Source organism: Neobacillus sp. DHD-1R (genome assembly GCF_057747995.1).
The window spans coordinates 2,906,020-2,920,590 of the sequence record NZ_CM173232.1 but is presented as its reverse complement, the minus strand read 5'-3'; the positions used below and the strand labels follow the sequence as shown (position 1 = coordinate 2,920,590).

The following is a 14,571-nucleotide window of genomic DNA, read 5'->3' as shown; positions in this document are numbered from 1 at the left end:
TGAGATAGGCTTGGAGCGTTAGATTCTTTCTCACTCCTTGTTCCTAATGATGGATTTTGGCAATGGTACCAGCTTAATGTATTGGAGGAGAAACTCTAATGGCAATAAAAAGTGGCAGGGATTTATTATTTACATCGATTGATGAAATCGGAACGCTGTATCGCCGTCAAGAGGTTTCACCGGTTGAAGTAACTAAAGCAACGTTGGACCGTCTTGCAGAACTCGAGCCAACATTAAATGCCTTTGTTACTGTAATGGCTGAGTCAGCGCTTCTTAAGGCTAAGGAAGCGGAAGACGCTTTTATGAAAAAAGAAACAGTAGGGAAATTGTTTGGCATTCCTGTTTCCATCAAAGATATTTTTAACACAAAGGGGATTAAAACAACACTAGCGTCACGGATATTAAAAAATCATGTTCCAGATAAAGATTCTTACCTTTATACAGCGCTTCAATCCTCCGGAGCCATTATTTTTGGTAAAAATAATATGCTTGAGTTTGCTTATGGTTCGGTTCATCCCGATTATGGTCAGTGCAATAACCCTTGGGATGTCAACAGAACGGCAGGAGGATCAAGTAGCGGCTCAGCATCATCTGTTGCTGCCGGGATTGGGTTTGCTTCGATTGGGACAGATACAGGGGGATCAATTCGTCTTCCTTCTTCATTTTGCGGAATTGTCGGATTAAAGCCTACCTATGATAGAGTTTCTCGACATGGAATTTTTCATTTATCACATTCATTGGATCACATCGGACCGTTAACCAGAACCGTTCATGATAATGCCATAGTACTGGAGAGTATTTCTTCTAACCCAGTGAATTTTGACTCAATTTTTACTGGTTCAATTAAAGGCATGAAAATAGGGGTAATTCGGTCATTAATTGACACCAAAGCCATTCATCCAGAAGTAAGGGAATTGGTGAATTCGTCCATTACTCAACTTGCTGAACTAGGCGCTGAAGTCGTGGATATTGATATTCCCGAACTAGAAACGATAAGCGAAATAGCTTTTCCTATTTTGATGTCAGAAGGATCTTTCCATCATAAGAAGTGGTACCCAGAACGAGCTGAAGATTATGCAGAAGGGACGAAGCTAATTTTGGCGGAAGGGTTCAAGGTTCCAGCTGTAAGTTATGTGGAAGCACTTGAAAGCAAAAGAAAGTTTGCTGAAAAAATAGACAGTCTATTCGATCGTTTTGATCTGCTTGTATGTCCAACCTCTCCAAGTCCTGCAACAGATCGAGATCCTTCATTTGAGGATATCACCTATGATTACCTTCAAAGAACGATACCGTTTAACCTGTCTGGAAATCCCGCGTTAACGGTTTCCGCAGGACTTACAGCATCTGAAAATTTACCAGTTGGGATTCAGTTTATCGGCCGCCGCTTTGATGAAGCCGCGATTTATCGTGCTGCCGATACCTTCCAAGCAGCAAATGGCGGCTACAAACAGCCACTTATTTAAGGAGACATTTTTTTAAAAATATAAATTATTGGAGGTAGAAAAAATGACAATCCGCATTGCTGCTGTAGGTGATATCACTCTTTCTCAGAAAATTGGCAAGGAATTATATAGGGATATATGGGATGCCGCAAATGTTCGTATTGGAAATTTAGAATCTCCAATCGTCCATACACCAGGCGCTCCCGCAGATAAGCAATTTCGTTTACAACAGCCCATTGAAGCAGGTGAATGGCTAAAAGAATTAAATCCAACCGTTGTATCGATTGCCAATAATCACACGATGGATTGGGGCCCAGAGGGGTTATTTCAAACAAAAGAAGAATTGGACCGAATTGGTGTCGTACATGCAGGTGCAGGAGGTAATTTGGAAGAAGCGATTCAGCCTGTATATTTCAATGCAGAAGGTCATAGAATTGCCTTTCTATCTTGGTCGACTACACTGGCCCCAGGCTTCCAGGCAATGCACAATCGTCCCGGTGTAGCCGGTATAAGAGTAACATCTTCCTACGAAATAGGACCAAGTCTTGATTTAGAGCAGCCAGGAACAGCACCATATATTAAATCTGCTCCGATGGAGGAAGATGTTGTAGTACTGGAAAAGTCGATTGAACAGGCGTATCAGAATGCGGATTTTGTTATATTAGCTCTTCATTGGGGAGTACCTCCTCAGTGGTGTGTTCCTTACAATGGTGTGATTGCCGAATATCAGCCAATAATAGCACAACGAGCAGCCGATGCTGGAGCGGACATTATTCTTGGGCATCATGCCCATGCCCCATATGGCATGGAATCATTCAAAGGCAAAGATGGAAAAGAGGTACCGGTGCTTTATAGTCTAGGAAACTATATTTCTCATTACGAATATTCAGGAGTAGGGCTGGATATGTCTTCATGTACGATTAAATTTCCGCCAAAACTTCCTGAAAATCGCCAGAGCTGTATTGCGGATATCAAATTAACTCCTTCTAATGATAGACTTACAGTTCAACAGGTTAAGTTTCATCCAGCGGTTATAAGTGATATTGGTGAAGCAATAGAAACAAGTAATAAAGAATGTTTCGAAATAGCCAATCGATTGAATGAGTTCAATAATCAGCGTGGGACAGTAACGATAATTGAAGATAATAAAGTGGTGTGGATTACTAAATAAAATTGAAATGAACTATGGTGGTAGGCATCAGTATTATGAAGGAGTTAACTTTGATCATAATTCAAATGATTGTAAAACAATAAATAAAACTTTTGCCAGGGAACTACTTTAAGCTAGTGCCTAGAAGAGTGAAAAGTTGGCCGGAAGGGGACTCCTCTTCCGGTTTCAGTGGTGTCGGTAGCAGATCATCTAGGTAATACTCCAAAGTTAGAAGGAAATGGGTTATCGAGGCAGGTTAGTGGAGATCTATTATCATTTTCTCCAAAATAGGAAACTCGTAGCCTGCCTCACTAGCAACTTAAATATAATGAGCGTTTTCGATAAGATGCTTTATATTATTAAGCTGAAAAGCTCCATATATTCTTTTTTTGGTTGTAAGCTCATTAATAAAAAACCATTGCAATTCCTCTTTATTCGTTAACCGTATGACTGTGGTGTTATCCGACCAATCGTGTACCTCCTTTTTATCGTAATTAAAAAATACTAAGGTGTTGATCCATGTTTTAATATCTTGACCTTCTAAATAATTAGATAGGATGACGGCTGTCTCTTGAATCTGGCTAATTGGATTTTCATAAGTCTTTACAGTTAATGCTCCCGACTCATCTTTATCAAATACAAGCGTTTCCTCTTTTTCACTTTCTAATAACTCTGCTAAAAAAGAAAACCTGTGGCTGCCCATTCTTGATAATCCCATTACTATGTGGCCTTTCCAGTCTTTTGTTTCGATTACATATATACCCGTTGATAAAAGGACAATATGATCGATCTGCCGAGAATTACCGTTTATCTCAGGAATAAAAATGTTCGGCATAATAATCATTTCATCTGGTGTAATAAGTTTGTTCCTAATTATATCTGATTTAAAATTTTCTAGTATCTGATGGGTAAGGATTTCCTCTCTGTTTCTATAATTTTTCCGTATCTCTTCATTTTCAATCATCAGATTTTCTAATTCACGTTTGTATGATTCGGACAAAAGCACAACCTCTTCATCGAAGTTTGCTGCTGCCGTTTCCATAGATGCCTTTTGTAACTCTTTAATAGCTGCTAACTCTTGGAAATGGTTGTTTCTCATTTCTTTTTGTTTAGCCTTTTCCTTTTTTACTATATAAGCTAACCAAGCGACAGATACAGCAAGTAAAGTGGAAATTATTAACCAAGTCATTTATTTTCTCCTTGTATAGCAGATAATATATTTGTTTAATAGCTTTTTAGTAGCATTTTATCTAACTCCCGGACTTTATCATAGGAAATTAATAGTTTCTCAGGTACCAAAGGTCTACCGTATTCCCAAGCATTCGTTTTATTTTAGTTAGAAGCTGTGCTTTTTCTTCTTCCTCACCATACTTTAAAATCCTTAAATCATGTTTGTTTTTCTTAACTCATGTAAGTTAATTTGAATTATTTTTTCAATATCCCATATATAAAGCATTTTATCAATCACTACCTTTCAAAGAATCCTTCATTCAAAGATTCGGCAACATTCTCTTATTTATTTTTAAGAAATGAAAGTGGAAAGTAAATCCCTCTATTTTCCTTTAGACTTTATCCCTATATCAGGATCGTACATATTTCTTAAGGGAAATGTTTTGATCATTACATATTAGAGATCAGGAAAGCTATAGAAATACTGTCTGATTTTCGGTAATTTAATGAAAGATAAACAAAACAACAAGCTTAATGAGACTTTTGTTGTATTCAAATGTCTTGTAAAAAAAGTTATTATATTGCGATGGAATGGTTTGAAAAAGGGGTGTTTTGGAATTATTCTTCCACGTACCATCGATTTTTCTAGCCATTGTGATTTAAAAAAGTATCATATTAGAGGGAAGGTATTTTAGAAATGTCCTTGGGTTCATTTGTAATGGCTTTTTCAATAGCAGGATTAGATTATGAAATGTTAAAAAATTTAGGAATTTCTATAGGAATCTTGCTGTTATTTATTCTTTTTAGAAACCTATTTACAAAGTATGTGTTTCAGTTAATCGTTAAATTGACTAGAAAAACGCCAACAGATTTTTTTACACAAATATGTTTAAGTTTTGAACGTCCTTTAGGATGGTTCTTTATTATTTTTGGTTTATACGTAGCAATGGATTATTTCCCTTTTATTGAACAGCACAATGCCTTATTTTTAAAATTTTTGCGTTCAATGGTCATTGTTTTAATAACATGGGGATTGTTTAATTTGTCTTCTCCAACCTCGGGAATCTTAATAAGTGTTAATCAAAAAATCAACAATAAGATTGATTTAATTCTTATTCCGTTTATTTCTAGAATCATCCGTGTCATTATTATTGCCATCAGTATCAGTATTATCGGTCAGGAATTTGATTATGACGTAAATGGATTGGTGGCAGGTCTTGGGTTAGGGGGGCTGGCATTTGCTTTAGCTGCAAAAGAAGCAGTAGGTAATCTAATTGGTGGAGTTGTCATTGTAACAGAAAAACCTTTTTCCATTGGAGATTGGATCTTAACGCCTAGCGTTGAGGGGATCGTAGAAGATATAAATTTCAGAAGTACTAGAGTTCGAACGTTTAGTCAAGCTCTCGTTACCGTTCCAAATGCAACACTTGCCAACGAAGCCATTACCAATTGGAGTCGTATGGGGAAGAGACGAATTACGTTCCACTTAGGACTTAGCTATCAAACTACGAAAAACGAAATTCAAAGAGTCGTTAAACGAATTGAACAGTTATTGACGACTCATGAAGACATCCATCCGGATACGATTATGGTGGCATTCGATCATTATAATGAAAGTAGTCTCGATATTCTTATTTATTTTTTCACGAATTCTACTGTTTGGGCAGAACACATTAAAATAAAACATGAAATCAACTTAGAGATTATGGGGATCTTAGAGGAAGAGGGTGTAGAAGTAGCTTTTCCAAGCCGAACCATTTACGTATCTCCCCAATCAAATGAATTATTTCAAACAATGGGTTCACTTGATTGAAAACAGATTTAGTTATTTTATAGGAAATCAAAATTTAATTAGTATAAAATAATTGTTTTGCAATTAATAGATTAGACCTCTGATGGCCCATGTAATAGTTTTTGTATGTTGGCTTAGAGGTCTTTTATATAGGGTCTTGGAGGGGACTTCGTTTAGAGCAATCCTTCACCTGTTTCCCGATACTGTAGCACGCTAAAGGGTATACCGTCCAACAGTGGAATGTTATTTTGTTTAACCTTCATATTCTCGCTGAAAGGAACGATGATGTATGTTTCTCCGTTCTCTTTGTTCACTTCACTTCTAAATTTCATGTATACAAGACTACTTGCGACCTCCAATGGAGAAGCTTCTATTGTTCCCACCAGTTTGTGCTTATATTTACCACTCTTATTTTTACTATTTAATAAAATATATTTCATGATGGTTTCGTCCTTTCCTTTTAAATCCTTTACCACGATTTCACCTTGTGTAAACAACCTCCTACTTTCCTTTTCATAGCAAATAAAACAATATAAACACCTTCAAAATGGTACACTGTAATTAGTACATTTATCTAAGGTGTTTTTGCATACCAATTTTGATGACAGATGTATCCTTCAAGGAGGTAATTATTATGACAGTCATTCCAGCGCAGCAGCGTGATAAGGTCAGTTCCCACAAAAACCTTCGTTCCTTATTCGAACAAAATATCACTGTAAATAGTATTGCTGAACCATTGGATACATGTAATCTTAAGGATGATGCTTCTATTATTAAAAACATGATGGTGATAAAAGACTATGATGTTCTCGGTGTTGAAGAAAACGGAATTGTCATTGGTTATGTGGTAAGAAATGAGTTGATGGAAGGAATCTGTAAAGATTATTATCGGAGTTTTAGTCCCACTGATCTTGTCTCTGAATCAACACCACTTCTATATACACTATTTATTTTTAAAGAGAACGAAAGAATATTTATCCTAGAAGGAAACAGGGTAACAAAAGTTGTAACGCTAGCAGATCTTCAGAAACCTCCGATTCGAATGTTATTATTTGGATTGATCTCATTATTAGAGATGCATTTGTATCGAATAATAAATGTTTATTTTCCTAATGAAACTTGGAAAAAACATTTAAGTCCTAAGCGAATTAATCTCGCTGAGGATTTATTTTCTCTTAGAAAATCCAAGAATGAAGCGATTCAATTAAGTGATTGTTTGCAGATTTGCGATAAAAGAGACATCGTCCTTAATGAGAGTCCGTTGAGGGAACTGTTGGGGATTGAAACAAAGAGTAAAGGGAAGCATTTCTTCAAAAAATTAGAGGGGCTTCGGAATAATTTGGCCCATTCCCAAAATCTAAATACAGTAAACTCTTGGAATGAAATGTTCTCCTTAATAGAACAAACTGAAAGATTATTAGAGGAATGTGAAAAGATTAAATAGAATAGACAGAAATGGTATAAAAATAGAATTTTGAACAATTCATAAATAAACAGAAAGAGTTGGTGCTCGGACCTCAGGCGCCAACTTTTTTGTGTAACGAGTCATTATTAGATATAAAAAAAGAAGGTGAAGTTCACCTTCCAAGCCAGTTTAATCATCAAGGTTTAACTACGCTGAATCGCAGAGGTTGAGAAGCTTTTCACCATCTTTTGCAGGTTTCTATGACCCTCTCTTAATTTTATGGTTTCTTCGATAATTTTTTGGAATCCTTCCAAATCTCTGTCAGTTGCTTTTAATAAAGAATTTGGTAGACCTTCGACGATTTGTTGTAGGGATAGTTCCATACTCAAGGATCATGACCACCTTTCAACTTATTCGTTAGACATCTGTTCCGTTTTCTTTAATATTTTGTAACGAGTTGATTTTTTCCTGCCATTACTGTAAAAAACTTATCTACATTAATCTTCAAATTTTATAAGGAATAGTAAAAAACTTTCTTTTTCGGACAAATTAAGACGGTAAATCAAAAGAGGATTCTACTATTTGTAGAAAAATATTATGTTTCGTTTGACTATGTGTAATAATCCTACCTGTCCCTTTCCAGTACTTTCTTATATATAGAAGTTGAAAGGTGCTTTTTTCACATAAAAAAGAGAGAAGATTAGAGTAAAAATATGCCAAAGGAATCTATTTTAATAGATTCAGAATTGTTAAACTATTTATAGCAACATGGGTCGACTTCAATTAAATCTGTCTGGAGGGAAAATAATGAAGCGAAATGTACGCTTGATTCCGTACCAAATGATTGCAGAGGTTGAAGCAGTAACCGAGGTGCCAGAAGGGGTCGAATTAATTCAGGCTCCTAAAGTCTGGGAGAAAACAAAAGGGAAGGGAATCACGATTGCCATTCTGGATACAGGCTGTGATTTGACTCATCCCGATTTGAGGGAACGGATCATTGGTGGGAGGAATTTCACGAATGACGACAAAGGCAATAAAGATGTTTATCGGGATTACAATGGTCACGGCACCCATGTTGCGGGTACGATGGCAGCATCGGAAAATTTTAGCGGTGTAGTGGGTGTTGCGCCCGAAGCCAATCTTTTAATTGTCAAGGTCCTTGATAAAAATGGCTCCGGTCTTTATGAATGGATCATAAATGGAATCTACTATGCAATTGAGCAAAAGGTGGACATTATTTCTATGAGCCTTGGGGGTCCTGAAGATGTTCCTGAATTACACGAAGCCATTCAAAAGGCTGTCGCACAAAATATTCTTGTTGTATGTGCTGCCGGTAATGATGGGGACGGACAGGATGCAACCAATGAATTGGGTTATCCCGGTTGTTACAATGAAGTCATAAGTGTCGGAGCTATCAACCTGGACCGAGACATATCTGATTTTACTAATTCGAATAATGAAGTGGATCTCGTCGCTCCGGGTGAAAATATTCTTTCCACCTTTTTGAGAGGAAAATATGCAAGGCTCAGTGGAACTTCAATGGCAACTCCACATGTATCCGGTGCATTAGCCCTTATCAAAGCTCTATCGAATCAATCATTTGAGAGAAATCTAACAGAGCCTGAAATCTATGCGCAACTAATTAAACGAACCGTTCCTTTAGGTAATTCTCCAAAGTTAGAAGGAAATGGGATATTATATTTAACGGCCGTAGAATATTTAGCGGAAGTATTCAATACCAATGTCATAACAGAAGTGCTTGAGGTTTCATAATAAACTAGTTTCTTAGTTAAATACCTATAACACCAAAAAATGCCAAAGGATTCCTTTGGCATTTTTTTATTTTTGACACTGTTAATCAGCTATGTATTGACTATCTCTGGACCTTCATACTATTATCATCCAAATACATATATTGAAATTTTTCAAACACGTTCATTTTTTTTACAAATAATTCATTGCATTTTTAATCAAACTGGTAGAAAATTGGAAATAATCGTTTTTAAATATACAAATTGTTTATGGAAAGGGGGACAGAGTCATGTCCCATAACACGGAAAAGTCAATAGCATTAGAGAGTAAACCAGATTTGCTGCAAAGTTACATTGATTCCCCTGAAAAGCAAAAACAGTTATATAAACGAACGTTGTTGATCGTTGTCATTTCGCAAATTTTTGGCGGAGCCGGACTCACTGCAGGTATTACAGTTGGCGCACTTCTTGCCCAAGACATGCTAGGGACAGATCGTTTAGCAGGCGTTCCCACTGCGTTGTTCACTTTGGGTTCAGCAGCTGCTGCCTATCTTGTTGGACGGGGTTCTCAACATTTTGGACGCCGTTTTGGTCTTGCGACAGGATTTTTAGTTGGAGGGATTGGGGCCATCGGCGTAGTCGTTTCAGCTTTAACTGCTAATATCATCCTGTTATTTGCTTCTCTATTAATCTATGGAGCTGGTACTGCTACAAACCTGCAAGCACGCTATGCAGGCACCGACTTAGCCAACTCCTCGCAGCGAGCAACCTCTATCAGTATTGCCTTGGTGTCAACCACATTCGGTGCAGTGGCAGGGCCTAATTTAGTAGATGTTATGGGCCGGTTTGCTGCTGACATCGGCGTTCCTACTTTAGCAGGACCATTCATTCTGGCAGCAACAGCTTTTATAGCTGCTGGTTTAGTTCTTTTGATTTTTCTGCGGCCTGATCCTCTTGTCGCTGCTAAAGCTATTGCCGAGGCGAAAAGAAGAGAAGAGAAACAGGTTTCCATTAACCATCCAAATACAGCAGAAATAAATAAGCGAGGAGTCGTAGTAGGAACAGCGATCATGATTTTAACTCAGATGGTGATGGTTGCCATCATGACCATGACACCAGTGCAAATGAGACACCATGGACATAGCTTAAGTGAGGTAGGGATGGTGATCGGTTTTCATGTTGGTGCAATGTACCTGCCATCTTTACTGACAGGCTTTCTTGTCGATAAAATCGGCCGTACCAAAATGGCGGTTGCTTCAGGTGCCACACTCTTGGCAGCGGGTGGACTTGCAGGGTTTGCACCGACTGATTCTATGCTTGGCTTTGTTATCGCCCTTGTGCTACTTGGACTGGGCTGGAACTTAGGGTTAATTAGTGGGACCGCGCTTATTGTCGATGCCACAAATCCAGAAACGCGTGCAAAGACGCAAGGAACAGTGGATGTTTCGATTGCCTTGGCTGGGGCATCCGGGGGAGCACTTTCCGGAATGGTTGTAGCACAATCAAGTTTCACCACACTCTCACTTGCCGGAGGAATTTTGGCATTACTTGTAATCCCATTTGTTGTCTGGTCTGGCAGAAATCAAATTCAAGGTTGATAAAACCACCCGCACATGTTTTTACGTTTTTACAATAGAGCTAAATTTTTGCAAACCATCACTTGAGAATTTATTTTTCAAGTGATTTTTTTTGCTGTTTTCGGAATGTTTATTCGAATCGATTTTGAAGAAAACAGAGAAATGATACTTAATTTTTTGTTATTTTCGACTATATGTAAAAAACTTGAAAACACATACATCCACCTACTAATTTGTAATTTAAAATCGTTTTTCACGAACAATTTATTAACAATAAAAAAAAATATTCGTTTTTTGTTGTAAATGTGAGTCTTGTAAATTATAATACTAGTATGCAAGAGAGCAGATAAAACCATCTGCTTGGATGTAAATTATTATCATAGGAATACTTTTTTAACTATTGAAAGTGAGGCCAGATATGACGCAACGAAAAATCCCAACTATCATCTTGGCTCCAGGATTGATACTTTTGATTTTATTTTTGGTGCTGCCACTTATTTCTATCATTTTTCCAACGTTTTTTGATGGCGGGTTCACCTTAGCGAATTATATTTCGTTCTTCAAGGATGAATATAATTTAGGTATTTTTTGGCGGACGATTAAAATTTCACTAATTGTGACATTGATTTGTGTATTATTAGGCGTTCCGACTGCTTACTACATTTCCCAAAGTCCGAAAAAATGGCGCAGCCTGTTAATGGCCTTAACCTTATTTCCATTGTTAACGAACTCCGTTGTGCGAAGTTTCGCCTGGATTACTCTTTTAGGACAAAACGGCATTATTAACAATATGTTAATGAATGCAGGCTTGATTACGAAGCCTTTGACGTTACTTTATACGGAATTTGCCATTGTGATTGGCTCTGTGTATTTATTCCTTCCATTAATGGTTATAACCTTGGTAGGGATTTTAGAAAACATTGATTCGGAAATTATGGAAGCTGCCGAAACTTTAGGTGCCAATCGCTTGATTGCTTTCATGAAAGTGATCTTGCCATTAAGTGTACCAGGTATTATGGTTGGCAGTATTTTAGTTTTCACTGGAACCATGACCGCATACACAACCCCACAATTATTAGGTGGGAACCGAAATATCATGTTAGCCACCTTCTTGTATCAAAATGCGACTGCATTAGGAAACTGGCAGGGTGCAAGTGTGATTGCCTTGATTATGATTGTGGCAACCATTATCGTGATGAAGCTATTCAATTGGGTTGCCGGGCGCATGGATAAGAGAGGTGAGGCAGGTGCGTAGAAATATAGGCTTAAAAATTTTTGCAGGTTTGGTTTTTGCGTTTTTATTTGTTCCATTGCTCATTATTGTCGTTACCTCTTTTGGAACCAATTCTACGATTCAATTTCCAATTGAAGGGTTTACCTTTGAATGGTATAGCAAGGTATTTAGCAACGAATCCTTTATGAACAGTTTCTTTCTTAGTCTGCAAGTAGCCTTTATTGCAACTCTTTTGGCTTTAATCATTGGTGTACCGGCGGCTTATTCATTAGCACGTCATAAGGTATTCGGTCGAAATTGGATTAAAAGCTTTTTCCTTTCGCCGACAATTGTACCGGGGTTGGTAGTGGGGTATGCCTTGTATCAATTTATTGTGTTAAAATTTCAATTTCCTATCTTTCAGGGTTTGTTACTTGGACATTTCTTGATTTGTTTACCTTATGTGATTCGTGTGGTTGGTTCAACGATCGAGCAATTAGATTTTTCAATTGAAGAAGTTTCATGGACGCTAGGCTGCACAAAATTACAATCGTTTAGCAAAGTGGTTTTACCCAACATTACTTCAGGGATTTTTGCTTCCTTCATGTTGGCATTCATTAACTCTTTCAACAATATACCCGTGTCACAGTTTTTATCAGGACCTGGTGTAACCATGTTACCAACTAACTTAATGAATTATATTGAATACAACTATGATCCATCTGTTTCTGCATTATCCGTTATTTTAATGCTTGGTACGATTGTATTGATGTTTATTATTGAAAAGACTTTAGGATTAGCAAGCATTTCATAGGAACATGCTAGAATCAACAGCGAAGGGGGAAGAACAACCATCATGTCCTATGTGGAATTAAAAGACATTCGAGTCAGTTATGATAACAAAAATGATATATTAAAAGATTTGAACTTATCCATCGAAAAAGGCGAATTGGTATCCTTATTAGGACCTTCAGGTTGTGGGAAAACAACGACTTTACGTGTAATTGCAGGCTTAATTCAACCCAATGATGGCGAGTTTCAAGTGGACAATCAAAACTTAACAAAGGTGCCTGTTCATAAGCGTGAATTTGGAATGGTATTTCAAAGCTATGCTTTGTTTCCTCATCTAACCATCAAGGAAAATGTTGCATTTGGATTAAAATTACGCAAGGAAAAAAAGAATAACATCGATAAAAAGGTTAACGATATTTTAGCGATTACAGGCTTAGAAGAGCTGGGTAACCGTTATCCAAAACAGCTGTCAGGCGGTCAAAGACAACGTGTGGCATTAGCACGTGCCTTAGTGATTGAACCTAAATTATTATTATTGGATGAACCATTAAGTAACTTAGATGCTAAACTGCGCGTGGCGATGCGGATTGAAATTAAACGAATCCAAAGCCAGTTAGGGATTACCTCTGTGTTCGTCACGCATGATCAAGAGGAATGCTTCTCTATTTCAGATAAAGTTGCGGTCATGAATAAAGGTGTGATTGAACAATTCGACACTCCCGAAGAGATTTATAAAAATCCAAAGACGGAGTTCGTTGCGCGCTTTATCGGTTTTGAGAACTTCTTTACTTTAACACCAGTTGAAGAGGGGAAGTATCAAGCCGTTGACGGAACGATTTTTCTAAGCACCCGGAAATGGGCTGCAGGGAAACATATCGGAACGATTCGTCCCGACGACATCGATATCGTAGCAAGCACCGAATCGGCTGCGAATAATATCTTGTCTGGAACAATAAGGGTGCGTACTTTTTTAGGGAAGTCGTACCAATATGAGGTGGAAACATCGATTGGTTCATTACTTGTAAATGAAGCTGATGATGTAATCTATCAGGTGGGAGACGCAGTCACACTATCGATTCCAGCTCACAAACTAATTATCGTATAGTTTTTCATAAATTCTATTCGACATAAATACAAACATCTATGAAAAGGAGCAAATAAAATGAATAAAAAAGTAGGTTTAATCGGTCTAACTTTCGTTACGGCTAGTATGTTGGCTGCATGTGGCGGCGGTGGTAATAGTGGAAATGATACTTCAAAAAAGGAACCAAAAACATTGGTTATTTCCACTTTTGGTTTAGAAGAAGATAAAATGCAACAAGATGTCTTCAAACCATTTGAAAAAAAATACAATGTTGACATTGTGCTCGAAACTGGTACAAGCTCAGAACGTTTTACTAAATTGAAAAGCAATCCGAATTCAACGGTTGATGTTATTGAATTGTCACAATCAAATGCGGCTGAAGGTGTATCAGCAGGTTTATTTGAAAAAATTGATAGCTCTAAAGTGCCAAACATGCAAAACCTAATCGATAGTGCAAAAGAATTATCAGCAGATGGTTCTGGCCCGGCCTATACGTTGAACAGTATTGGGATTGTCTACAATAAAAAGGCAGCAGGAAAGGAAATCAAAGAATGGGATGATCTATGGGATCCTTCTTTGAAAGGAAAAATCTCCATTCCTGACATTACAACAACCTTTGGACCAGCTATGCTTACTTTAGCAAGTGAGCACGAGAAGGTTGATATTACAACTGATAATGGAAAAGCAGCCTTCAAGGGCATCACAGATTTAGCTCCAAACGTTGTTAAAACGTATAGCAAATCTTCAGATTTAGCTAACATGTTCCAATCAGGTGAAATTGTGGCGGCTGTTGTGGGTGACTTTGCGGTTCCACTTATTACAGGGGCTAATTCAGACGTAGCTTATGTTGTCCCAGAATCTGGAACCTACGCAAACTTTAATACCATCAACATCAACAAAAACTCTAAAAATAAAGACTTGGCTTATAAATATATCGACTGGAGATTAAGCAAAGACATCCAAGAAAAAACAGCGAAGTCTCTAAATGAAGCTCCAACCAATAAAGAAGTAGTATTAGACGATGAAACGGCAAAGAATAAAACGTATGGTGACATTGCAGCACGCACAAACAAAGTCGATTCATCATTCGTCAATAAAAACCTAGCAGCATGGATCAATCAATGGAATAGAATTCTCAATAAATAAGAACAATGGGAAGTAGGACGGGGCTAAGGATATTTCTTGGCCCTTTTCT

General features: G+C 37.5%; 13 protein-coding genes. 10 read left to right on the top strand and 3 right to left on the bottom strand.

Annotation, left to right across the window (positions count from 1 at the left end; all coding sequences use genetic code 11):
• The first annotated feature begins 98 nt into the window (after positions 1-98).
• A complete protein-coding gene (locus tag AC3ANL_RS14130) occupies positions 99-1,463 on the top strand; it encodes an amidase (RefSeq protein ID WP_488325077.1) in 1,365 nt (454 codons plus the stop codon).
• A 43-nt stretch (positions 1,464-1,506) separates the two neighbouring features.
• Complete coding sequence (locus AC3ANL_RS14125) at positions 1,507-2,613, top strand: CapA family protein (RefSeq protein WP_488325076.1); 1,107 nt, start codon at positions 1,507-1,509, stop codon at positions 2,611-2,613.
• Positions 2,614-2,911: 298 nt separating this feature from the next.
• Here the strand turns inward: AC3ANL_RS14125 and AC3ANL_RS14120 are convergent, their stop codons facing one another.
• Positions 2,912-3,781: a nuclease-related domain-containing protein gene (locus tag AC3ANL_RS14120; RefSeq protein ID WP_488325075.1), complete on the bottom strand. Its 870-nt coding sequence runs from the start codon at positions 3,779-3,781 to the stop codon at positions 2,912-2,914.
• 699 nt (positions 3,782-4,480) lie between these two features.
• Here AC3ANL_RS14120 and AC3ANL_RS14115 point away from each other — a divergent pair.
• Entirely contained in the window at positions 4,481-5,575 is a 1,095-nt protein-coding gene (locus AC3ANL_RS14115; protein ID WP_488325074.1) for a mechanosensitive ion channel family protein, read from the top strand.
• A gap of 152 nt (positions 5,576-5,727) precedes the next feature.
• On the opposite strand, the gene AC3ANL_RS14110 is transcribed toward AC3ANL_RS14115, so the two are convergent.
• Positions 5,728-6,051 carry a hypothetical protein gene (locus AC3ANL_RS14110; protein ID WP_488325073.1) on the bottom strand — a complete coding sequence of 108 codons (324 nt, stop codon included), beginning with the start codon at positions 6,049-6,051 and terminating at the stop codon, positions 5,728-5,730.
• A 137-nt stretch (positions 6,052-6,188) separates the two neighbouring features.
• On the opposite strand from AC3ANL_RS14110, the gene AC3ANL_RS14105 reads away from it, so the two are divergent.
• Entirely contained in the window at positions 6,189-6,998 is an 810-nt protein-coding gene (locus tag AC3ANL_RS14105) for a hypothetical protein (RefSeq protein WP_488325072.1), read from the top strand.
• A gap of 164 nt (positions 6,999-7,162) precedes the next feature.
• Here the strand turns inward: AC3ANL_RS14105 and AC3ANL_RS14100 are convergent, their stop codons facing one another.
• Positions 7,163-7,348 carry a hypothetical protein gene (locus tag AC3ANL_RS14100; protein ID WP_488325071.1) on the bottom strand — a complete coding sequence of 62 codons (186 nt, stop codon included), beginning with the start codon at positions 7,346-7,348 and terminating at the stop codon, positions 7,163-7,165.
• A gap of 418 nt (positions 7,349-7,766) precedes the next feature.
• Here AC3ANL_RS14100 and AC3ANL_RS14095 point away from each other — a divergent pair, with 418 nt between their 5' ends.
• The 6 genes from AC3ANL_RS14095 to AC3ANL_RS14070 all read left to right on the top strand — a co-directional run bounded on the left by AC3ANL_RS14095 (position 7,767) and on the right by AC3ANL_RS14070 (position 14,522).
• Positions 7,767-8,732, top strand: coding sequence for a S8 family peptidase (locus AC3ANL_RS14095; RefSeq protein ID WP_488325070.1), 966 nt, complete (start codon positions 7,767-7,769; stop codon positions 8,730-8,732).
• Between the two features lie 268 nt (positions 8,733-9,000).
• On the top strand, positions 9,001-10,308 hold the full coding sequence (locus tag AC3ANL_RS14090; RefSeq protein WP_488325069.1) for an MFS transporter: 1,308 nt from the start codon (positions 9,001-9,003) through the stop codon (positions 10,306-10,308).
• Positions 10,309-10,705: 397 nt separating this feature from the next.
• A complete protein-coding gene (locus tag AC3ANL_RS14085; protein ID WP_488325068.1) occupies positions 10,706-11,542 on the top strand; it encodes an ABC transporter permease in 837 nt (278 codons plus the stop codon).
• Positions 11,535-12,314: an ABC transporter permease gene (locus tag AC3ANL_RS14080; protein ID WP_488325067.1), complete on the top strand. Its 780-nt coding sequence runs from the start codon at positions 11,535-11,537 to the stop codon at positions 12,312-12,314. Before AC3ANL_RS14085 ends, AC3ANL_RS14080 begins: the two co-directional genes overlap by 8 nt.
• 42 nt (positions 12,315-12,356) lie before the next feature.
• Entirely contained in the window at positions 12,357-13,397 is a 1,041-nt protein-coding gene (locus AC3ANL_RS14075) for an ABC transporter ATP-binding protein (RefSeq protein ID WP_488325066.1), read from the top strand.
• Between the two features lie 57 nt (positions 13,398-13,454).
• A complete protein-coding gene (locus AC3ANL_RS14070) occupies positions 13,455-14,522 on the top strand; it encodes an ABC transporter substrate-binding protein (RefSeq protein WP_488325065.1) in 1,068 nt (355 codons plus the stop codon).
• Positions 14,523-14,571 lie beyond the last annotated feature (49 nt).